This is a genomic window from Mesorhizobium sp. USDA 4775, from assembly GCF_054062655.1.
Genome location: NZ_JBSSFM010000001.1, coordinates 846,004 through 866,607 on the forward strand (window position 1 = coordinate 846,004; position 20,604 = coordinate 866,607).

A 20,604-nucleotide genomic window follows, 5' to 3' on the forward strand; every position below is an offset into this window, starting at 1 on the left:
GCCTTGCTGACCGAATTGAAATCGGGCGTTCGCTACCATGGTCGGCATGACAAGACAAGGTTTGCCGCCTTGTGACCAGAGCGGACCCAGACTGCATCGAGATTCAGGTCAGGCCGAGGCGAAAAGGGTGGTTTCCGAGAACCGGAGCGGAGCGTACTTGAAGTACGTGAGCACCGGAAGCGCAGGAAGCCGCCCTTTGCAGACCGGCATCACCTGAATATCGGTGCAGTCTCAGTCGTCCTTCAGCCGCCGCCACGGCGAATTGTGATCCGGGCCGCGCTTGAAATCGTCCTCGCGCGAATAGTCGCCGTCGTCGAGGTCGATGACCTTGTCGCGCGACCGGCGAAAACCGCCGGCCGAGAAATCGGTGGCGACGACGATGCGGCCCTTGAACCGGCGCCAGGCAAGGTCGCGCACCGGCGGCAGGAACAGGAGCAGGCCGATAATGTCGGTGATGAAGCCGGGGATGATCAGCAGGATCGCGGCGACCACGATCATGGCGCCGTGGGCGAGATGGCGGCTGGGATCATGGCCGGCGTCCATCTCGGCGCGTACCCGCGCCATGACGCCGAAACCCTGGTGCCTCAGCAAAAGCACGCCGGCGATGCTCGAGGCCAGTACCAGGCCGACCGTCGCCAGCGCGCCGACCTCACGGCCGACGATGACGAAACCGGCGATTTCCATGAGCGGAAGGGCGAGAAGAAAAAGGGGAAGCAGCGAAATGCGCAAGTCTTGCCAACCTTGTTGGTCGTTTCGATTGTTTTGGCCCCTGGCGGCCAATCGCCGCTGGCACTGAGGCTGTTAGATAGGTATGCCTGCCTTTAATTTGAATGATTGCACCTTGCGTTCTATATGCTTTGAATGTTGAACGCTATGCGACCGCGGCCTGTTGGCCGGATGGTCCGGCCTCGAGGCAGGGATTGATTGGCGGAAGATATGGGTTTCTTCGACTTCGGCACGATTTTCTTCCTGATCGCGGCGGTGGTGATCTTCTTCCAGCTGCGCAACGTGCTGGGCCGTCGGACCGGTAGCGAGCGGCCGCCCTTCGATCCGTACTCGGCGGCGCGCACCGACAAGGACGCCACGCAGAAGCCCGAAAATGTCGTTTCGCTGCCGCGCAAGCGCCTGCCCGGGGAGCCGGCGCCGGCCGACGCCTATACGGCGATCGACGCCTTCGCCAAGCCCGACACCGACCTCAACAAGGGCCTGCGCGCGATCAAGGACAATGACCCGTCCTTCGACCCGAAGGGGTTCATCGACGGCGCCAAGATGGCCTATGAGATGATCGTCATGGCCTATGCCGATGGCGACCGCAAAACGCTGAAGAACCTGTTGTCGCGCGAGGTGTTCGACGGCTTCGTCGCCGCAATCGGCGAGCGCGAGGCCAAGTCGGAGAAGATCCAGTCCTCCTTCGTCGGCATCGACAAGGCCGATATCGTCTCGGCCGAGATGAAGGGCGGCGAGGCGCATGTGACGCTGCGCATCATCAGCGAGCTGATTTCGGCGACGCGCGACAAGGCCGGCACGGTGATCGACGGCGATCCGGAAACCGTGGCCGAGGTCAAGGATGTCTGGACCTTCGCCCGCGACACGCGCTCGCGCGATCCGAACTGGAAGCTCGTCGCCACCGAAGAAGAAGACTGAGCCCCGATGCATGTCGCCCAAGGTGCGAAGCGGTTTTGGGACAACGACTTGCAGCAAAATCAAGACTCCAAGCGCGTCGCATGACCCTCTTCAAACACGACGCGCTTTAAAGCGACGGGGCTCCGGTGTCGCTATCGCCTCTCTTCATCGAAAAATCCTTCGACGATCTGCCCGGCTGGGGCGATGACGACGCTGTGCCGGCCTTCGCCGCGTTTCGCCGTTCCGCCTTCCATGCGCCGGTAAAGCCCTATCGCAGCGGCGCCCTCGGCGTCGATTTTGGCGCCTTCACGGCGGCTTATGCGGAGGCGCGCGGCGCTTCGCCTGCGACCCGAGCGGAAGCCCGCGTTTTCTTCGAGCGCCATTTTGTCCCCATGCTGGTCCGCCCCGAGAGCGGCGCCGGCCTCGTCACCGGCTTCTACGAGCCGCAGGTCGAGGCCTCGCCGGTGCGCACGGAGCGCTTCGTCGTGCCGCTGCTGTCGCGGCCGGCCGATCTCGTCGATGTCGACGACGCCAACCGGCCCGCCGGGATGGATCCCTACCTCGCCTTCGCGCGCCGGACGACGGATGGACTGGCCGAGTATTTCGACCGTGGCGCTATCGAGCGCGGGGCGCTTGCCGGCCAAGGGCTGGAGATCGCCTGGCTGGCCGACAAGGTCGACGCCTTCTTCATCCATGTGCAGGGCGCGGCACGGCTCGCCATGACCGACGGCCGGCTGCGCCGCGTCACCTACGCTGCCAAGTCGGGCCAGCGTTTTACAGGACCCGGCAAGGTGCTGAGCGAGCTCGGCGAAATCCCGCTGGCGCAGGTGACGATGCAGTCGATCCGCGCCTGGTTCAAGGCACATCCGCAGCGCATCGACGAGATCCTGTGGCAGAACCGCTCCTACATCTTCTTCCGCGAGGCTGAGGTGGAGGATGCCGCGCTCGGCCCGATCGCCGCCGCCAAGGTGCCGCTGACGCCGGGCCGCTCCGTCGCGGTCGACCGGCTGCTGCACACATTCGGCACGCCCTTCTACATCGACGCGCCGACGCTGACCGCCTTCGACGCAAAACCGTTCCGCCGCCTGATGATCGCGCAGGACACCGGCTCGGCCATCACCGGCCCGGCGCGCGGCGACCTCTTCGCCGGCTCGGGCGATGCCGCCGGCGAGATCGCCGGCGTGGTGCGCAACGCCGCCGATTTCTATGCGCTGGTGCCCCGCGCGCTGGCCGGGGGCGCCAAATGAGCAAGCGCCCGGACAGGCTGAGCGAAGACGACCGGGTGCTGTGGAACCTGGTGGCGCGCACGGCCAAGCCGCTCAAGGGCAGGGCCTCGGTCGACATTCCCGACATGGCCATCGAGGCCAAGCCGGCGGCGCCGCAGGCGGCCCAGCCCGCCGCCAATGCGGCGGGCGCGGCAAAGCCGAAGGTGCAGCATGTCACGCACCGGCTCGACGAGCCGACGCTGGACAAATTGTCGAAAGGCCGGCTGCCGATCGAGGGCCGCGTCGACCTGCATGGCATGACACAGGACGAGGCCTATTCGCTGCTGTTCTCGTTCCTGCACCGGGCGCATGCCGGCGGCATCCGCTATGTCCTGGTCATTACCGGCAAGGGGTCGTCCTCCGGCGGCGACGGCGTGCTGCGGCGCGCGGTGCCCGCCTGGCTGTCGACGCCGGCCTTCCGGCCGCTGGTCTCCAGCCACGACCATGCCGCACGCAACCATGGCGGCGCGGGCGCGCTCTATATCAGGCTGCGGCGGGCACGCTCATGAGGGCTGGAGGGCAGGCCGCATGACGCCGTTCGGCGAGAGGCTGCGGGCGCTGCGGCGCGAGCGCGGCGTCAGCCAGAAGGACATGGCCGCGGCAATCGGCGTCAGCGCCGCCTACCTCTCGGCGCTCGAGCATGGCAGGCGCGGCGCGCCGACCTGGACGCTGATCCAGAAGATCATCGGCTATTTCAACATCATCTGGGACGATGCCGAGGAGCTGGCGCGGCTGGCCGAAGCCTCGCACCCGCGTGTTCGGCTAGACACGTCGGGTCTCAATCCCGCCGCCACCGAGCTCGCCAATCTCCTGGCCGAGAACATCGAGAAGCTCGACGAAGCGGAGCTGCGCCGCATCACCGCCTCGATCCGCGCCGCGCTTGGCCGGCTGAAGTAGCAGGTTTTACACGGATTTCGCGACGGCCTGCCGGAGCGCAAAAACAGGGCCCGCCGGCGGCAGCCGGCGGGCCACTGTGGCGGGATCAGGGCTTGCCGGCCGTGCTGCCATTGGGGTTGCCGCCCTTGGTGCCGGGGTCGCCATGGTCGTGGCCATTGTTGCCGCCGCCCAGGCAGTCCGACGCGCCGGCAGTGCCGCAACAACGGCCGGCCCAGAGATCATTGAGGTTGGTGTGGACGCAGCTGACCGTCTGGTCGGCCATTGCGGATCCGCCCAGGGCCGACACGGCAGCGAAGGCGAGAAGGGTGTTGCGCAGGAAAGCAGTCATTTGAAGTCTCCATGGTTGGGTTTTCGTCGTTCACGGCTGTGTGTCGCCAGGCGGACGGAAATGGTTCATGGAGAGGTGTGAAAATTTTTCGGGAGGGATGCGTGAGGTGGGTGGCTGTCTATGTTGACGCAGCCCCTCATCCGCCTGCCGGCACCTTCTTCCCGTATAGTTACTGGGAGAAGGGAACCGCCGCGCCGTTGACGCTTGTCTTGCGGCGTTGGTGATTGGCGAAAGCGGCGATGACAGCATCTTCTCCCCGTCACTATACGGGGAGAAATGCCCGGCAGGGCAATGAGGGGCGGCGCTGACCTCTGCTATTTGACTACAATGGCCGCAGCGCCCATGGGACTCGCAAGAACGGCCGCGCCTCTAAAACCGCAGCCGCAGCCCCTACTCCACCGACCCGACCAGCACCTGCTGGCCACCGCGAATGGAGACCCAGCGGCCGGTGTTGTCGATCGCCTGCCGCTTGAGGAAGCGGTAGCCGGTCTGGTCCCAGGCCTTGACCTTGTCGGTCAGATTGTCGAGCACGTAGTCGCCCTTGTCGGTGCGCACCGTCAGCACGGAATGGCCTTCGCCATCGGGCTTGCGCACCACGGTGATGAGCAGGTCGGCCAGCGAGATGCCCATGTGGGACAGCCGGCGGCGCTTTTCCAGAACATAGTCCTCGCAGTCGCCGACGCCCTTGTCGGGATAGGCCCAGACCTCATCCTTGCCGTAAATGTCCATGTCGCTCATCGGCTTGACGGCGGCATTGACCCTGGCGGTGACGCTAGCGAGCTTGCTCATCAGCCCATTGGTCATCCTGGCCGGCGCCAGGTTGCTCGGACGGATCGAGCATTCGCCCGGGTGCTGCTTGCAGAAATCATAGTGGCCGATCGGCTGCGAGGTGATGCCCCCGGTCGCCATCGCTCCGGCAGCCATTGCCGGCCAGCTTCCCGTGGCTGCCAGACCGGCCGCAGCCACGCACAAACGCAGCCTTCTCGCCATTGTTGAGGAATTCATTGTCCCCGCTCACCCTGTTATTAACGAAACGTTAAGGGCGATTGACAGTCCGTGTCAATTACGACGACGGACTGATTTGCGGCATGGTTACCCGCGGGCAGGGACAGCGTCTATTGTGCAACAGAATCGGCCCTGCAGCCGATCTGTCCCGGAATGGCCTACCGCTTGGCGGTGCGGACCAGTTTCGGCTTCACCGCGACGCGGTTCTGGCGGCCATAGCTGGTGATGAAGTCGACGATGCGCGGCACGATTTCGGAGCGGAAGCGCGAGCCGTTGAAGACGCCGTAATGGCCGACCGCCGGCTGCATGTAATGCGCCTTCTTGTCGGCCGGAATGTTGACGCACAGATCCTGCGCCGCCTTGGTCTGGCCGAGGCCCGATATGTCGTCATTCTCGCCCTCGACCGTGAACAAGGCGACGTTGCGGATATCAGACGGATCGATCCTGGTGCCGCGATGCATCATCTCACCTTTCGGCAGGGCATGGCGCACGAACACGGTGTCGACGGTCTGCAGGTAGAATTCCGCCGTCAGGTCCATGACGGCCAGGTACTCGTCATAGAAGTCGCGGTGCTTCTCGGCATTGTCGCCGTCATGCTTCACAAGGTGCATGAAGAAGTCCTTGTGGGCGATGATGTGTCGGTCGAGATTCATGCTCATGAAGCCCGACAGCTGCAGGAAGCCCGGATAGACCTCGCGGCCGAAGCCCGGCACCGGCCAGGGCGCTCGCATGATGACATTGTCGCGGAACCAGTCGATGCCCTTTTCCCCGGCCAGGAGATTGACCGCGGTCGGGTTGCGGCGCGTGTCGATCGGGCCGCCCATCAGCGTCATGGTCGAGGGCACGAAGGGATCGCCCTTCGCCTCCATCAGCGCCACCGCCGCCAGGACCGGCACGGAAGGCTGGCACACCGCCATCACATGGGTGTCGGGACCCAGCGTGTGGAACATGTCGACGATATAGTCGATATAGTCGTCGAGATCGAAGCTGCCGTCGGCCAGCGGCACCATGCGGGCGTCGACCCAGTCGGTGATGTGGACATCGGCATGGGGCAGCATTGCTTCCACCGTGCCGCGCAGCAGCGTCGCATAGTGGCCCGACATCGGAGCCACGATCAGCAGCTTCGGATCCGGCTTGCGGCCGGCCGGCACGGCGCGTTCGAAGCGGACGAGATTGCAGAAGGGCTTCGACCAGACGGTCTTTTCGGTGACCGCGACGCTCTTCCAGTCGACGACGGTCTTGTCGAGGCCGAAGGAGGGCTTGCCGTAGCGGCGCGTGGTGCGCTCGAACAGTTCGGCGCCCGCCGCGATCGAACGGCCCCAGGGCGTGTGCGAGACCGGGTTCAGCGGGTTGGAATAGAACATCCGCACCGCATCGGCATAGAGCCGGGCCGGCTGCAGCGCTGCATGGTTCAATTCGTAGAGCTGGTAGAACATCGACAACCCCGCTGCTGCTGCGACCGAAGGGACGACGAGCAGCGCCGAGCCTCAAATGTCTCGTGGCGAAGTTAACAATTAATTGCTGCGATGCAATACGTCACGTGGCGTGACCAATGGTTCTTTCGTCCAAAGCGCTGCAAATCCGCCTGGGACGGCCGAGCCGGCTCAATGTGCAGTGCCGAAATGTGTAGGAAATGTGTCCGGCCCTGCTGCCGGACACCAGACCATGATCCCGAAAAGTGGTTCCGGTTTTCGGAAGAAGATCATGGTCCAGGGAAAATCATATCAAACGCGCGCCATGCAGACCGAGGTATGGCCGGAACCGATGAAGCCGAGCTGGCCGGCGGCGCCCTTCGACAGGTCGAGCACGCGACCCCGGATGAACGGGCCGCGATCGTTGATGCGCACGACGACGCTGCGGCCATTGTTCTGGTTGGTGACCCGCAATTTGGTGCCGAACGGCAGCGTGCGGTGGGCGGCGGTCAACGCCGACGGGTTCATGCGCTCGCCCGATGCGGTGCGCGAGTGCAGCGCGTACCAGGAAGCACGGCCACACTGGCCGGCGGCGGTTGCCGAAGTGGCCGAAGCGCCGACCATCAGGCCAGCAGCGATCGTTACCGCGACAAGCGCGGTCTGGTTTAGGGTCTTCATATTTGAGGGGTGGCTCCGTTTTTGACAGACCCCAGCCGTTAGGTGCCGAATAAGGCAGGAAATGCGGCAAGCATCTGTCCGTTCCGTGGCGAGATCACACGTTTGGAGTCAGAAGGTAACAGTCTGTCAGGGATTTTCCGGCGCGATTTGATTCATTTCCGATGATCTTCGGGCCGATATGCGAGATGTCTTTGACAAGATATCGGATAAATATCCAAGTAGAATCCGACGTGATTGGGTGCCTTCCTTTGGCTCTTTCATCACGCTCACTGCGCGGCAAACGATCGACTTGAAAAGCGAGATCCGTCAATGAGACTGACCAAAAATCTGCTGGCCTTGATTGTGCTGGCTGTCGGCGCGGTGTGGGCGCTGCAAGGCATCGGCGTGATCGGCGGCAGCTTCATGACCGGCCAGTCGCAATGGCTTTATATCGGTCTCGTCGCCATGCTGCTCGGCCTGGCCGGGCTGGTGTGGGCGAACCGGTAGGGGTGATGAGTGGCGCTAGACTGCGTTGCAGAACGAGCGTGGGCGCTGTCGCGCCGCCGTCTGGAGGTTCGCGCCGCCCCCGACACCCCTAACCGAACAGCCGGTCCAGGATCGTGCCTTCGAGGCGGGCGAGCTCGGCGGAGCCGCGCCGGCGCGGCCGGGCCACCGGCACCTCCAGGTCGAGCGCGATCCTGCCGGCGCTGATCACCACCACCCGGTCGGCGAGGGCGACCGCCTCGGCGACATCGTGCGTGACCAGAACGGCGGTGAATTTCTGGGCGAGCCAGATGCGTTCCTAGTAGAGGAATGATTTTGCGAATTGGCGCAAAGGTGCGGAAGTATCTTCCACGACAACCCGGCATTCGTCATTCGAGGGCAAGGCAAGGGGCGGAGCGACGGCGCAGGGATGACGAATGATAAGGCTTTGGCCAGGACCGCGCCGGGTCCCTAGATTGCTTTCACCAGCCGCAGCAGGCCCAGCATCTCGATATAGGTCCCCTTGCGGAAAGCGATGTAGACCGGCTCTTCCATGCCATGGAAGCGGCGTTTGAATGCCGCCTGGCCCTGCAGGTTGAACCTGCGGCGGTTGACCCATGGCGAAGAGTAGGCGCGCTGAAAAGTGTTGCGCCAGAAATCGCTTTCGGCAAACCCGCTGGGGGTGACGTCGAGAAGCGGCGACAGGCCGAGCGTGACCGCCGAAATGCCCTCTTCGCGAAACCGGTCGACAGCGAATTTGGTCAGGCCGATCTCGGCGTGCGGCGAGGCATCGATGTGCTTGCGCTTGAAGGCGGTGGTGTAGCCGATGACCTTGCCGTCGCGAAACAACGGATCGAAATCGAGCAGCGCGATGAGTTCGCCATCGGGGCCATGCAGGACGAAGCGGCGCATGTCGGTGCCAAGCTGATCGTAGAATGGGCGGTTGAGAAAACCCATCTCCCAGCGCTTGACGATGCGGTCGCCGCGCCAGTTCTCGGACAGCCGGGCGATTTCGTCGAGGAATACGGTCCGCTTGTCTTCCTCGAACGAAAAGCCCTTCTTCAAGAGCCAGCGCTCGGAATAGCGCACGGTCTCGTTGCGCTTGCCGGAAAAATCATGCTCGGGCAGGGCGAGGCGGGTGTCGATGCCCAGCCGGTTGACCTTGTAGCCGAGCCCGGCCAGCACCACCGCGGTCTCCTCGCCAACCTGCACGAACCACGGGTCGCCGGCGGTCTCGACGAAGCGCCTGATATAGTCGGGCCGCCGGGCCGGCGCCGCCACCGGGTCGCCAAGCGCGAAATGATGCTTCATCTTGGTGCCGAAGGCGATGTAGCCGTCGGCGTCGCCAAAATAGGAAAGCTTGCGCTGTACGGCAGTCGAATAGGCGAGCGAGAAGTCGCCATGGCGACGGACCATCGCCAGGCGTTCGACATGCGTCAATGCCTGGCGCTCGACCCTGGGCGAGGCACCCTCGAGGATTTTGTCGAAATAGATCCGCAAGGAGGGCATGGTCCGGATTCCGCGTGCCGTCTGTGGCGCGACATGCCTTTCGGCACGCCAGACGCACCACGGCGCCTTGATTTTTCACGGGAAGCCGAAATCGCTTCGGTTTCGAATTCCTGCGTCGGTAACGAGATCCGCCAGCCCCTCGGAACTCGAATCAATCACATTGCCGCGACCTGATTATCGCCGATGCCGCTGATATGCCATATAGGGCTGCATGGTTTCGGACGGAAGCGGGGCATTCCGTTCCATGTCGTTGGTTTAGCCGCATTTGCGCGACGGGAGTTGTTTGCGCCCTGGCGGCGCAAGGCACTTGAGCGCACCGATCCGCTGTTGGGTTTGCGCGCGATCAAACGGTTACAGCGTCCTGCGAGCTTGTAGGGCGGGCGGTTGAATGGATTTTGAGAGCGAATGGCAGATACGACAACCAGATCGAAGGTGGAGCAGGTGGCGGCGATCGAGCCGGCGATTGTCATTGGCGCCGGCGCCGCCGGACTGGCTGTCGCGCAGGCCCTGATCAAGGCCGACGTGCCGGTGGCGATCCTGGAACAGGAGAGCCGGCTGGCCGAACCCTGGCATCGGCGGCACCAGCAGCTGCATCTCAACACCCATCGCGATCTCTCGGCGCTGCCCGGCCTTTCCTTTCCCGGGGGTACGCCAGCCTTTCCACCCAAGAGCGTCGTCATCCGCCATATGAACGATTTCCGCGAGGCGAACCAGTTGCCTGTGGAGTTCGGCGTTGCCGTCGAGACCCTCGTGTTCAAGGGCGACCATTGGCTGGTGCGCACCAGCGCCGGCTCGCGTCTGGCGCGTCATGTCATCGTCGCCACCGGTCGTGACAAGGAGCCCTTCACGCCGCAGTGGGTGGGCATGCAGGCCTTCGCGGGCCGGATCATCCATTCGGCGGATTTTGGCGACGCCAAGTCCTATGCCGGCAAGAAGGTGCTGGTCGTCGGCGCCGGCAATTCGGGCTTCGATGCCCTCAATCATCTGGCCGGCGTGGATACGGCTTCTCTCTGGCTGTCGGCCCGCAATGGCCCCGCGCTTCTGCCCAAGCGGATCGGCAAGATCGCCGTGCACCGGCTTTCGCCGCTCATGGCGCGCTTGCCGCTGCGCGTTGCCGATGCGGTGATGGCCGCGACGCAGCGGCTGGTTTTCGGCGATCTCACCAAATTCGGCATGCCGCCCGCGCCGTCGGGCGGCGCCAGCCGCCTGGCCTCGGACTACACCGCGATTGCTGCGGATGACGGTGCCGTCGACGCCATAAAGTCTGGCAAGATTACCGTGGTGCCGGCGATACGGGAATTCACCCGCGATGGCGTGATCCTGGCCAATGGTCGCCTGATCGATCCCGATATCGTCATTGCCGCCACGGGCTACCGCACCGGGCTGGAGCGCATGGTCGGCGATCTCGGCGTGCTCGACGGCAAGGGTGTCCCGCTCTTCAACGGCGGTGAAGCCGACCCGAAACTGCCCGGCCTGTGGTTCACCGGTATGCGGCCGAGCATTCGTGGCTGCTTCGCCAATGCCGCCATTTTGGGCAAGGCGATCGCCAGGCGGATCGCCGGCGCGGGCCGCTAGCGCAATTCCGGGAAGTGTGAGCGCTTTCCCTTGGGAATTGCGTCGAAACAAAGAGCTCTAGCGACCTGACGCCTCACGCCGATTTCGGCTCGAGCCGGCGGAAGCCGACGGCTTGCATCAGCATCTCCTCGTCGACCATGCCGGCATTGTGCAGCGCGAGCAGGGTGAGCGCGATCTCGCGTGCTTCCGGCGAATCGGGCTGAGCTGTGCGCCGCAGGCAGACTTCGTCAAAGACGCGCTGCAGCCTGGCGATGTCGCCGGGCTTGAGCAGGCCCCGGTCATAGACTGACTTCGACATGGTGGCGGGCTCCAGGAAACGACCCAATGCATCTCGCCCAAAAGCGGCTCCGGCTTTGGGCGTACGACATGCACAAGACAAAGACCTAACGCGCGTCGCACGAATCCGTTTCGACGCGCGTTAGGGCGCCATCAGTAAATTGCCGATCTTTCCCGAGGCTTGAACCTTGGCGATTGGCGGAAACATCCATCGACGTTGGGGAGGCGGTCGGCACGCAGGGCATGGTCAAATCCCCTGCCTGCTCCAGCCGCCTGATGTCACACCGCGATCTTGCCGCCGCCTTGCCTGGTGATGGCGACGACCGACGGCCGCACCGGCATTTCGGGCTTGAAGTCCGGCCAGCGCGTCGATGGATCCTCATAGTAGGACGGCCGGCCGAAGCCTTCCCAATCCTCGCCGCCATCGCCCGGATGCTGGACGGCGACGAAGGCGGTCCGGTCGTCGGGCGCAAACAGCGGGCCGCACATTTCCGCGCCGATCGGCACGCGGAAGAACAGTTTCGAAGTTGCCCGCGCAGCCCCCTCGGTGTCGACCGCCCACAAGCCATCGGTGCGGCCGGTGGCCTTCGGGCCTTGGCCGTCGGTAGCGACCCACAGGCGCCCGGCCGAATCGACCGCGCAATTGTCGGGCATGCCGAACCAGCCATGGGCCGTCGTCGCCGTCGAGAAGGTGGCGCCGACATCGGCAACCGACGGATCGCCGCATTTCAAAAGCACTTCCCATTTGCCCTTGGCGGCGGTGAAATCACCGTCGGTCTCGGTGATCTCGATAATGTGGCCGAAGGCATTCTCGGCGCGCGGATTGGCGGCGTCGACCTGGTCTGCCTTGCGCTTCGAATTGTTGGTCAGCATGACATAGACCTTGCCGTTGACACCATTGGGCTGGATGTCCTCGGGCCGGTCCATCTTGGTGGCACCAAGCAGATCGGCGGCGCGCCGCGTCTCGATCAGCACGTCGGCCTGGCTGCCAAAGCCGTTTTCCGCCGTCAGCGGCCCCTGGCCGAAGACGATCGGCAGCCAGTCGACCGTGCCGTCCTCGGCGAATTTGGCGACATGCAGCGTGCCCTCGTCGAGCAGGTCCTTGTTGGCGGCATGGTCGTTGGCGTTGAACGTGCCCTTGGTGACGAATTTGTAGACATAGTCGAAGCGCTCGTCGTCGCCGAGATAGAAGACGACGCGGCCGTCCTTGGCGACGATGGATTCGGCGCCCTCATGCTTGAAGCGGCCCATGGCGGTGCGCTTCCTCGGTGTCGATGTCGGATCGTTGACGTCGACCTCGACGATCCAGCCGAAGCGATTGGGTTCGTGCGGCTCCTTGGCGAGGTTGAAGCGGTCGTAATGCGCGCCCCATTCATAGGCACCTTCCGGAATGCCGAGCCGCTTGTAGTTGGCGGCTTCCTTGTGGCCCTCGGGCAATTCGCCGGAGAAATAGCCGTGGATGTTCTCCTCGGCCATCACATAGGTGCCCCAAGGGGTGACGCCGCCGGCGCAATTGTTGAAAGTGCCGAACACTTTCGTGCCGGACGGGTCGGCATTGGTCTTGACGCGGTCGTGGCCGGCGACCGGGCCCGACAGCGCCATTTCGGTGGTGGCGGTGATGCGGCGGTTGAGCTTGCCGTCCCGCACCACTTGCCATTTGTCTGACACCTTGCGGATTTCGACGATGGTGCCGCCATGCGCCGCCATCTCGACATCGACCTGCTCCTTCGAGAGCGGCGCGACCTCGGCCTTCTTCTTCCCGTCCTTCTCGACGATCGAAACGATGCCCGGAAACATCAGATGCGGGTTGGTGTATTCGTGGTTGACGACGAGCAGGCCGTGCTCGGCCGAGCCGTCGATCGCGATGTAGCCGACATAGTCGTTGTTGTAGCCAAACTGTCTGGCCTGCGCCTCGGCCGACTGTTTCGTCGGGTCGAACTGCGGCGAATCGGCAAACAGCGGATCGCCCCAGCGCAACAGCACGTCGGCGTCGTAGCCCGGCGCGACATGATGCTTGTCGTCGATCCCGGCCTCGAGCTCGTCGAATTTGAAGGCGGAGCCTTCCGCGGCGCGGGCATCGTCGGCGGCGATCATGGCCAGCGGGCCGACGGTCGCGGCGATCGCCGAGACGGCGAGCGATCCCTTCAGGAATCCCCGGCGCGAGAACCGCGCGGCGATGATCTCGCCCATGGTGCGGTTGTCGGTGGGGTTGGTGGCCGGTCCTTCGTTTTCCTCGAGCAGGCTGGTGCGGAATCGGGCGTCGGGAGAGCGATGTTCGGTCACGAAGGGCCTCTGGCTTTGGAGTGGCTGGAGCTTTTTTGTCGCCTTTCGACCCCTACAGCCAACTGATCACATTTTCGTGACATCATACCTGCTCCGCCGCTCCACGCGAGGTGGTTGTCACCGTGACATCGGACTTTAGTCCAACCTTGCGCTTGCAAAAGTCCTGGAGGACAAACGCAACGGTCGGAGGTCGCTTCCGGCCAATACATCTTTCGGCGATGTTGCTGGTTGCAACGTTGGGGTGGGCGCGCCGGCTCAATCGACGGAGATCAGGATGCACGGATCGATCACGGCCCGGTGCCGCCGGCTGACGCTCGTTTCGGCGGCTGCTCTGGCGCTGACCATCATTCCCTATCGAATTGCCCTGCACGGCTCCGCCCCCGGAATCGACGCCGCATCAGCACAGGCCGCCAATGGCGGCAATGGCGGCGGCAACGGTGGCGGTGGCAATGGCGGCAATGGCAGCGGTGGCAACGGCGGTAATGGCGGCAACAGCGGCGGCGGTAACGGTGGCAACAGCGGCGGCGGTAACGGCGGTAACAGCAGCGGCGGTAACGGCGGTAACAGCAGCGGCGGTAACGGCGGTAACAGCAGCGGCGGTAACAGCGGCAACAGCAGCGGCGGTAACAGCGGCAACGGAAATGGAAACGGCGGCAATTCCGGAACGGATGGCAGTGGTGACAACTCGGCATCCGGCAAGGGACAGAGCGACAAAGGCGTCAGCCATGTCAACGCCGCGACCGGTGACAAGGTCTCGGTGAGCGGCAACAACATCACGGTGACACATCCCGACGGCATCACCGAAAAGATCGAAAACGGCCGTTTCAAAATGAAGGATGCGCTGGGTCGCACGATCATCGACCGCCGGGCCACGTCGGCCGATGTCAGCCGTCTAAAGGCCTTGTGAAACTGGCTAGCAGGCAACGGCCGGTTTCACACGTCACCTCCGCCGGCCCCGGCGGAGGTGATCTTCCCTTGTCCGGCCCTTGCGGGTCCGCAATGGCCTGACTGTTTGTTTTGCCGCGATTCCCAAGGGAAAAGCGCCATGCGCTTTGCCCGGGAAACCCGTTTCACACTTTTCCTGGAATTGCTCTAAGAGCGGCGTTGGTGCGCGGATATGAAATCGAACGCATTTCGATCATTAATGTAGTTGGTTATGCCTGCGTGACTTGACGCCGGATAGACTCCGGGCGTGCCCATGCCAGCATGCGGTTGAGAACGATGCAACCGATGGCAACCTCGGTCTGTTGAGCCTGAAGAGAGCGTGCTCGCAGGCGCCGTCCGATCAGCCCCTTGTATCGTCCGATGGCTGTTTCGCTCAGCGCCCGCTTGCCGTAGCCGGTGGCTGCCTGCCATTTCAGCCGACCGTCGCTTGCGATTGCGGCAATGTGCTTGTCCCTTTGACCAGGCGGTCCGGCATCACCGCTTTCCACCGCCGTGGAACGCGGTGGAATGACGATGTTCGCGGTTGCGCTGTGCTGCAGGATAGACCGATAGGTTGGCTTGCCGTCATAGGCTCCGTCGGCTGTGAACTGGTCGATCTCGGCGTCGATCTGATCGAGCAGCGGTGCCACCTGGGAAGGATCATCCGTGTCCTGATCTGTCAGCCTTTGGGCAATGATCGCGCCACTTTTGGCATCCACTGCCAGATGCAGCTTGCGCCAGTTTGCGACGTGATCTGGTGGCATGTTTCTGCTCCAGCCATTGCCCGGCGCCGTAGACTTTCAATCCCGTGCTATCGACAAGCACATGCAGCGGGCCGTCCGGCAGCGGCGGGTTTCGTCGGGCTGATGGCTCCCACTTCTGTGCCCGACGGCTCAGCGTCGTATGATCTGGAACTGGGACTTTCAGCCGCATGAGATCCAGCAGCGAGTGGAGCAATCCCTCGGTTTGGCGCAGCCGCATTGCGAAGACGCAACCCAGCGTCAGCGCTGTCTCTATGGCGAGATCGGAATACCGGGCTTGGCCGCCGCGGGTCTTGCGTCGCGGAGCGCGCCATCCCGCCAGTGCCTCCGGCGTTACCCATAAGGTCAGGCTACCACGCCGGCGCAGACCTGCTTCGTAGTCACGCCAATTCGTCACCCTGAATTTCATCTTTCCGACGTGATGACGACGATCGGCGTTGTGTTTGTACGGCATGGCACTCGCATCAAGCTGATTTCGATCCTGCCTGCCTATCGCCAAACCGTTGACAAAGGATCCATGCACCAACGCCGACTTGAAGCGTTTCATGGTCCTTTCGCGTCGTCGGGTCGGCTGGTGCGAATTTTCCGCTCGATTATTGAGGCCTTTGTGCGACCGGTGTTCGACACCGGGCATGAGGTCGCGCCTGGCGGCATCATAGGACCGGAGCTTGTCGGTGATCATGACCCGTGGTGTCCGCCCTTGAGCCTTCAGCAACTTGCGCATCAGACGCTTTGCCGCCTTGGCATTTCGGCGGCTTTGCACCAGCACTTCGAGGACGAAGCCGTCCTGATCGACGGCACGCCAGAGCCACTGCTTCTTGCCATTGATGGCCACCACACATTCGTCGAGATGCCATTTGTCGCCCAGGCAGCCGGCTGACCGTCGCTTGATCTCCCGGGCGAAATGCCGCCCGAATTTCTCCGCCCAGCTTCGAATGGTCTGATGCGTGACGATGATGCCGCGGGCCGCCAACATGTCCTCAACCATGCGCAGGCTGAGCGGAAAGCGAAAGTAGAGCCATACCGCGTGCGCAATGATCTCGGCGGGAAAACGGTGGCGACGATAAAGCGGATCACGAGCAACTTCTGACATGGCCCATGTTCGCACATCTTCATCAGCCGTCGGTTAACTTTACGGTGCCACACGATGGCCCATGGCGCAAAGCGCCGCCGCCAAGTTCCGCAAGCTTTTCGATGTCAACTTCAAGGGTGACATCGGATCGCCACGCGTGGCGGGGTCGACAAGCCTTTCCAGGTCGCTGAGAAGTGTCGGATTCGTCTGCGTCAAAGGTTTGCGTCCGGCACCCTTGCGCCGGATGCAGCCTTTCCTGGGCCTGGACCGACACCGCCTTGAACGCCGCCCTCCTGCCGATATCGCCCTTTGTGGCGCCGACGATTAGGGCGGCATCCGCGGCGCTGAGATCGGGATGGGCCGCCTTCAGCGCGTCCGCCCAGACGGCTGCCGCGGCGTCGCCTCCGCGATATCGTCCAGCCTTTCCTGGTCCTGGACCGACACCGCCTTGAACGCCGCCCGATTGGCGATCTCGCCCTTTGTGGCGCGGACGATTAGGGCGGCATCCGCGGCGCTGAGATCGGGATGGGCCGCCTTCAGCGCGTCGGCCCAGCCTCCTTTGCTCTGCTCCGGCTGCCGCGGCGTCGCCTTCGCGATCTCGTTCAGCCTTTCCTGGTCCTGGACCGACACCGCCTTGAACGCCGCCCTCCTGGTGATTTCACCCCTTGAGGCGCGGACGATTAGGGCGGCATCCGCGGCGCTGAGATCGGGATGGGCCGCCTTCAGCGCGTCGGCCCAGTCTACTTTGCTCTGCCTCTGCTGCCGCGGCGTCGCCTTCGCGATCTCGTTCAGCCTTTCCTGGTCCTGGACCGACACCGCCTTGAACGCCGCCCTCCTGGCGATATCGCCCTTTGTGGCGCGGACGATTATGGCGGCATCCGCGGCGCTGAGATCGGGATGGGCCGCCTTCAGCGCGTCGGCCCAGTCTCCTTTGGTCTGCCCCTGCTGCTGCGGCGTCGCCTTCGCGATCTCGTTCAGCCTTTCCTGGTCCTGGACCGACACCGCCTTGAACGGCGCCCTCCTGGCGATTTCACCCTTTGTGGCGCGGACGATTAGGGCGGCATCCGCGGCGCTGAGATCGGGATGGGCCGCCTTCAGCGCGTCGGCCCAGCCTCCTTTGGTCTGCTCCGGCTGCCGCGGCGTCGCCTCCGCGATATCGTCCAGCCTTTCCTGGTCCTGGACCGACACCGCCTGGAACGGCGCCCGATTGGCGATCTCGCGCTTTGTGGCGCGGACGATTAGGGCGGCATCCGCGGCGCTGAGATCGGGATGGGCCGCCTTCAGCGCGTCGGCCCAGCCTCCTTTGGTCTGCTCCGGCTGCGGCGGCGTCGCCTTCGCGATCTCGTTCAGCCTTTCCTGGTCCTGGACCGACACCGCCTGGAACGCCGCCCGATTGGCGATCTCGTCCTTTGTGACGCGGACGATTAGGGCGGCATCCGCGGCGCTGAGATCGGGATGGGCCGCCTTCAGCGCGTCGGCCCAGCCTCCTTTGGTCTGCTCCGGCTGCGGCGGCGTCGCCTTCGCGATCTCGTTCAGCCTTTCCTGGTCCTGGACCGACACCGCCTTGAACGGCGCCCTCCTGGCGATCTCGCGCTTTGTGGCGCGGACGATTAGGGCGGCATCCGCGGCGCTGAGATCGGGATGGGCCGCCTTCAGCGCGTCGGCCCAGCCTCCTTTGCTCTGCTCCGGCTGCTGCGGCGTCGCCTTCGCGATCTCGTTCAGCCTTTCCTGGTCCTGGACCGACACCGCCTTGAACGCCGCCCTCCTTGTGGCGCGGACGATTAGGGCGGCATCCGCGGCGCCGAGATCGGCATCGGCCGCCTTCAGCGCGTCGGCCCAGACTACTTTTCTCTGTCCCGGCAGCCGCGGCGTCGCCTCCGCGATCTTGGCCAGATCGGGACCTTCGTCCATCTTCTCATCGGAGGGAAAGGCGATTGCCGGTTGCGCCCCGTGCCGCGCCCGTAATGCACTACGATCGGCGAGAACGCTTCGAAGATCCAGCGATGCGGCCTCTGGCGGCTGGCTGTTCGCCAGCCTGGTCGCCAGTTCGCGCGTGGCCTCAAGCACCAAAACACCGCAGTCATATCCGTTGTCCTGCGGCGCCATCAGCCCTTGCTGGTACCGTATCTCCTCTCCCAGCTTGCGAGCGAGGTTGCATGCAATAAGATCCTGCGCAGGGTCCGTCAGTGAATTGTAGTGAATGGCCTGCTGTCCCTCGGGACTGCGGTCGACGAACAGCAGCGACCAGTGCGTCCCGTCGTCGTTCGCACCATTGGCATTGTTCACCGGCAAAAACAGGAACCGGGCCTCTTGCCCGGCGTCGGTGACATAAAGCCCCCGCAGCGTGTCCTGCAGAACTTCTCCCTCGGTATGGAGCAGCATGTGGACGACCGCGGGCGGCACAAAACGGGTCTGGGCAGCGAACCCTGGGTCGGTCTGACTCAGATCCAGGGCAAGACGATTGTAGTCCGCATGAATGTGCTCGTCGTACAGCCAGGCCGTGGGGCCGAGCTGCGCGATGGCCAATCCGGAGGCCTGTCCCGGTTGATCCATATCCGTTGGATCCTGCGTTGCCAGGGCGGCGCGACCCGGGCCGAGGCTGCTCGCGCGCGATCCACCTGACGCTGCCCTCGACCTTTGCGCGGTCGAACCCCATCTCAAGTTGCCCGCCGCGCGCGCATCCTCGACGGCGCGGGCCCTCGACCTTTGCGCGGTCGAACCCCATCTCAAGAGGCTGCTCGCGCGCGATCCACCTGACGCTGCGGCGCTCGGGCGGTCCACATCCATTCCGTCCGGCGCTGCCTTATCGTCAGGAGACTGTTCGGACGTGCTCGGCAGAGGCCCTCCGTCCTCTTCCTTGATGGGTAGCAATGGCGGGGGGATCGACGGTGACGGAGCCGGCTTATCTGCCTTCTTGAACTGGCCGAGGTATCCGTCGCTGTAATCCACCCTGATCTCTCCGCCCGGACGGACGTTGTCCAACGCGACCACGGCCATGACGGCCTCCTTCTTGCTGCGGCCTTCCCTGTCGGCCATATCCACGTGGAAGGGAAAGAAAATCGCGTTGATCCGATCGAAATCATAAGCCGGCTCAGTCATGCCCGCCTTCAAAGCCGTGTTGGCGAACGCCATCGAATTGGCGCCACCCAACGGCGATAACTGGTATTCCACTCCCCCGCGCGATATGGTCATCTGATAGCGTTCGACTTCCCGCTCCTGATACTTTGCCAGGTGCTGTTTCAAGTCCCCCTCTGACACCAGTTGAACACCCGAATACAGGCCCAGGATCTGGCCGTTCCGGAGCGTCGGTACCGTGGGCAGATCCTGCGCCAGGAACAGGCCGTATTGGCCGGCCAGCTTCTGCTCATGCGGTTGAACATCCGCCGCGGTCAGCCGGCGCACCGTGTAGGGGGGATTGGCCAGGAGGGTGCCCTTGATCTGTCGCTCCAGCTCCACCTGAACGGCCGTCCGCAATCGGTCTTCTGCTTTCTTCGCATCCGACCCCAAGTGGTGCTGCAGCTCTTGCCTGAACCCCCGGGGGAAGGTCACCTTCTCGACCTTGACCCTGGGGGAGCACTTGTCCGGATGCTCCGGATCCGCATAGTCCGGATGGGGAGATTGGCTGCTCTGCGGATCGCGGAACGGGATCACGTTATCCATCGGCGGACAGGGCTCCATCGCATGTTGCAAGATGACGGCGTCGTCGTCAGCAAGGAACAGTTGCCACTGGGGGCGATCCGGATCCCCGGTCAGATCGCCGAGCGGCAAGGCTCTGCCGAACGCACTCCGCGACTGGTCGAGCTCAAACAACGCCTCCTCCGGCAGCACCTCCTCCGCTTCGAGCTTCACCCGCTTTGCTGGCGACGCCTCCGCCGTATCACCATCCTGAGTGACCACACTCGCTCCGGTCAGGTGCCTGAGCCAACTCTTTTCCCCTTCGCTCGAAGAGATTGGTTCCGAAGAGCCAGCAATCCGGCGGGCTGATTTCCTGTCCGTCACTGTCGTGTCTCCCTCATCCAGGAAGCCGGAGCGGCCTCCAATGTTGTGCCGGCAGAGATTTGAGGGCGGGCGGCGTGAGTGAGCGCAGGGGGTTCCTCCGTACTCGCGGTCGCTCCCCTATCCACCGCAGGAGTGCTATCGCCTGGCCCGGCAACGGGGTCATCCGCCAACGCCACATCCTGCTGCGTTGACAATGGCTCCACCCATTGCAGAGCCTCGTCCATAGCGTCCGAGGGGAGGGGTTGCCGCGCAGGCGCGTCGGTCTGCGGATATGTCCCGCTGGCCACGCCCTCATCCGTCGCTGGAACGTTGCATGAGGGGCTGGCCAGTCCGATCGTGCTATCCTGTCTAGTCGGTGAGCCGTGGCGCAACGGGCGTCCTGTGTTGTCCATTTCGTTCTCTCCGGGGGCAAGGAAGCACCCCATAATATACTGGCGAGTCGCGCGCCTCCCTATGCATGTTTTGTATTCTATCATGTCGCCGGCGCAGCGTTGGTGCATGGATCCTTTGTCAACGGTTTGGCGATAGGCAGGCA

General features: G+C 63.9%; 16 protein-coding genes and 4 pseudogenes. 7 read left to right on the plus strand and 13 right to left on the minus strand.

The window, feature by feature from the left end; genetic code table 11:
• Positions 1-231: 231 nt before the first annotated feature.
• A complete protein-coding gene (locus tag ACVILI_RS04285) occupies positions 232-729 on the minus strand; it encodes an FxsA family protein (protein WP_038650885.1) in 498 nt (165 codons plus the stop codon).
• 207 nt (positions 730-936) lie between these two features.
• Between ACVILI_RS04285 and ACVILI_RS04290 the strand changes: the two genes are divergently transcribed.
• The 4 genes from ACVILI_RS04290 (at position 937) to ACVILI_RS04305 (ending at position 3,785) form a co-directional block, all read left to right on the plus strand.
• Positions 937-1,644 carry a Tim44/TimA family putative adaptor protein gene (locus tag ACVILI_RS04290; RefSeq protein ID WP_019862226.1) on the plus strand — a complete coding sequence of 236 codons (708 nt, stop codon included), beginning with the start codon at positions 937-939 and terminating at the stop codon, positions 1,642-1,644.
• A gap of 125 nt (positions 1,645-1,769) precedes the next feature.
• A complete protein-coding gene (gene mltA, locus ACVILI_RS04295; protein WP_240564565.1) occupies positions 1,770-2,870 on the plus strand; it encodes a murein transglycosylase A in 1,101 nt (366 codons plus the stop codon).
• Positions 2,867-3,397, plus strand: coding sequence for a Smr/MutS family protein (locus ACVILI_RS04300; RefSeq protein ID WP_019862228.1), 531 nt, complete (start codon positions 2,867-2,869; stop codon positions 3,395-3,397). The genes mltA and ACVILI_RS04300 overlap by 4 nt, the downstream gene beginning before the upstream one ends.
• A 19-nt stretch (positions 3,398-3,416) precedes the next feature.
• Positions 3,417-3,785 carry a helix-turn-helix domain-containing protein gene (locus tag ACVILI_RS04305; protein ID WP_019862229.1) on the plus strand — a complete coding sequence of 123 codons (369 nt, stop codon included), beginning with the start codon at positions 3,417-3,419 and terminating at the stop codon, positions 3,783-3,785.
• Between the two features lie 85 nt (positions 3,786-3,870).
• Here the strand turns inward: ACVILI_RS04305 and ACVILI_RS04310 are convergent, their stop codons facing one another.
• The 4 genes from ACVILI_RS04310 to ACVILI_RS04325 all read right to left on the minus strand — a co-directional run bounded on the left by ACVILI_RS04310 (position 3,871) and on the right by ACVILI_RS04325 (position 7,208).
• On the minus strand, positions 3,871-4,113 hold the full coding sequence (locus tag ACVILI_RS04310; RefSeq protein ID WP_019862230.1) for a hypothetical protein: 243 nt from the start codon (positions 4,111-4,113) through the stop codon (positions 3,871-3,873).
• Between the two features lie 390 nt (positions 4,114-4,503).
• Entirely contained in the window at positions 4,504-5,118 is a 615-nt protein-coding gene (locus ACVILI_RS04315) for a transglutaminase-like cysteine peptidase (protein WP_038650891.1), read from the minus strand.
• Positions 5,119-5,276: 158 nt separating this feature from the next.
• Positions 5,277-6,554, minus strand: coding sequence for a polyhydroxyalkanoate depolymerase (locus tag ACVILI_RS04320; protein WP_019862232.1), 1,278 nt, complete (start codon positions 6,552-6,554; stop codon positions 5,277-5,279).
• A gap of 288 nt (positions 6,555-6,842) precedes the next feature.
• Entirely contained in the window at positions 6,843-7,208 is a 366-nt protein-coding gene (locus tag ACVILI_RS04325) for a septal ring lytic transglycosylase RlpA family protein (RefSeq protein WP_019862233.1), read from the minus strand.
• Positions 7,209-7,517: 309 nt separating this feature from the next.
• On the opposite strand from ACVILI_RS04325, the gene ACVILI_RS04330 reads away from it, so the two are divergent.
• Positions 7,518-7,694, plus strand: coding sequence for a hypothetical protein (locus tag ACVILI_RS04330; protein WP_010912525.1), 177 nt, complete (start codon positions 7,518-7,520; stop codon positions 7,692-7,694).
• Positions 7,695-7,782: 88 nt separating this feature from the next.
• On the opposite strand, the pseudogene ACVILI_RS04335 reads toward ACVILI_RS04330, so the two are convergent.
• Positions 7,783-7,989: pseudogene (locus tag ACVILI_RS04335) on the minus strand (ABC transporter ATP-binding protein); the annotation flags it as partial.
• A 152-nt stretch (positions 7,990-8,141) separates the two neighbouring features.
• Positions 8,142-9,179 carry a phosphatidylglycerol lysyltransferase domain-containing protein gene (locus tag ACVILI_RS04340; protein ID WP_457102333.1) on the minus strand — a complete coding sequence of 346 codons (1,038 nt, stop codon included), beginning with the start codon at positions 9,177-9,179 and terminating at the stop codon, positions 8,142-8,144.
• 405 nt (positions 9,180-9,584) lie between these two features.
• Between ACVILI_RS04340 and ACVILI_RS04345 the strand changes: the two genes are divergently transcribed.
• Positions 9,585-10,754: a flavin-containing monooxygenase gene (locus tag ACVILI_RS04345; protein ID WP_038650896.1), complete on the plus strand. Its 1,170-nt coding sequence runs from the start codon at positions 9,585-9,587 to the stop codon at positions 10,752-10,754.
• A 73-nt stretch (positions 10,755-10,827) separates the two neighbouring features.
• Here ACVILI_RS04345 and ACVILI_RS04350 read toward each other — a convergent pair whose 3' ends face one another.
• Together ACVILI_RS04350 and ACVILI_RS04355 are read right to left on the minus strand one after the other, a co-directional pair.
• Complete coding sequence (locus ACVILI_RS04350) at positions 10,828-11,052, minus strand: hypothetical protein (RefSeq protein ID WP_019862237.1); 225 nt, start codon at positions 11,050-11,052, stop codon at positions 10,828-10,830.
• 257 nt (positions 11,053-11,309) lie between these two features.
• Complete coding sequence (locus tag ACVILI_RS04355) at positions 11,310-13,313, minus strand: PhoX family protein (protein WP_038650899.1); 2,004 nt, start codon at positions 13,311-13,313, stop codon at positions 11,310-11,312.
• 274 nt (positions 13,314-13,587) lie between these two features.
• Between ACVILI_RS04355 and ACVILI_RS04360 the strand changes: the two genes are divergently transcribed.
• Positions 13,588-14,220 carry a hypothetical protein gene (locus ACVILI_RS04360; protein WP_240564566.1) on the plus strand — a complete coding sequence of 211 codons (633 nt, stop codon included), beginning with the start codon at positions 13,588-13,590 and terminating at the stop codon, positions 14,218-14,220.
• Between the two features lie 247 nt (positions 14,221-14,467).
• On the opposite strand, the pseudogene ACVILI_RS04365 reads toward ACVILI_RS04360, so the two are convergent.
• The 4 genes and pseudogenes from ACVILI_RS04365 to ACVILI_RS04380 all read right to left on the minus strand — a co-directional run bounded on the left by ACVILI_RS04365 (position 14,468) and on the right by ACVILI_RS04380 (position 19,967).
• A pseudogene (locus ACVILI_RS04365) lies at positions 14,468-15,452 on the minus strand (IS5 family transposase).
• 24 nt (positions 15,453-15,476) lie between these two features.
• A pseudogene (locus ACVILI_RS04370) lies at positions 15,477-16,091 on the minus strand (IS6 family transposase); the annotation flags it as partial.
• Between the two features lie 48 nt (positions 16,092-16,139).
• Positions 16,140-16,316, minus strand: a pseudogene (locus tag ACVILI_RS04375) (ISAzo13-like element transposase-related protein); the annotation flags it as partial.
• A gap of 120 nt (positions 16,317-16,436) precedes the next feature.
• Positions 16,437-19,967, minus strand: coding sequence for a C48 family peptidase (locus tag ACVILI_RS04380; protein ID WP_457102334.1), 3,531 nt, complete (start codon positions 19,965-19,967; stop codon positions 16,437-16,439).
• Between the last annotated feature and the right edge of the window lie 637 nt (positions 19,968-20,604).

Excerpts from the sequence above, each read along its gene's own strand:
- ACVILI_RS04290 (WP_019862226.1), top strand. The coding sequence starts at position 937 with ATGGGTTTCTTCGACTTCGGCACGATTTTCTTCCTGATCGCGGCGGTG.
- ACVILI_RS04300 (WP_019862228.1), top strand. The coding sequence starts at position 2,867 with ATGAGCAAGCGCCCGGACAGGCTGAGCGAAGACGACCGGGTGCTGTGG.
- ACVILI_RS04305 (WP_019862229.1), top strand. The coding sequence starts at position 3,417 with ATGACGCCGTTCGGCGAGAGGCTGCGGGCGCTGCGGCGCGAGCGCGGC.
- ACVILI_RS04310 (WP_019862230.1), bottom strand. The coding sequence starts at position 4,113 with ATGACTGCTTTCCTGCGCAACACCCTTCTCGCCTTCGCTGCCGTGTCG.
- ACVILI_RS04315 (WP_038650891.1), bottom strand. The coding sequence starts at position 5,118 with ATGAATTCCTCAACAATGGCGAGAAGGCTGCGTTTGTGCGTGGCTGCG.
- ACVILI_RS04320 (WP_019862232.1), bottom strand. The coding sequence starts at position 6,554 with ATGTTCTACCAGCTCTACGAATTGAACCATGCAGCGCTGCAGCCGGCC.
- ACVILI_RS04325 (WP_019862233.1), bottom strand. The coding sequence starts at position 7,208 with ATGAAGACCCTAAACCAGACCGCGCTTGTCGCGGTAACGATCGCTGCT.
- ACVILI_RS04330 (WP_010912525.1), top strand. The coding sequence starts at position 7,518 with ATGAGACTGACCAAAAATCTGCTGGCCTTGATTGTGCTGGCTGTCGGC.
- ACVILI_RS04340 (WP_457102333.1), bottom strand. The coding sequence starts at position 9,179 with ATGCCCTCCTTGCGGATCTATTTCGACAAAATCCTCGAGGGTGCCTCG.
- ACVILI_RS04345 (WP_038650896.1), top strand. The coding sequence starts at position 9,585 with ATGGCAGATACGACAACCAGATCGAAGGTGGAGCAGGTGGCGGCGATC.
- ACVILI_RS04350 (WP_019862237.1), bottom strand. The coding sequence starts at position 11,052 with ATGTCGAAGTCAGTCTATGACCGGGGCCTGCTCAAGCCCGGCGACATC.
- ACVILI_RS04360 (WP_240564566.1), top strand. The coding sequence starts at position 13,588 with ATGCACGGATCGATCACGGCCCGGTGCCGCCGGCTGACGCTCGTTTCG.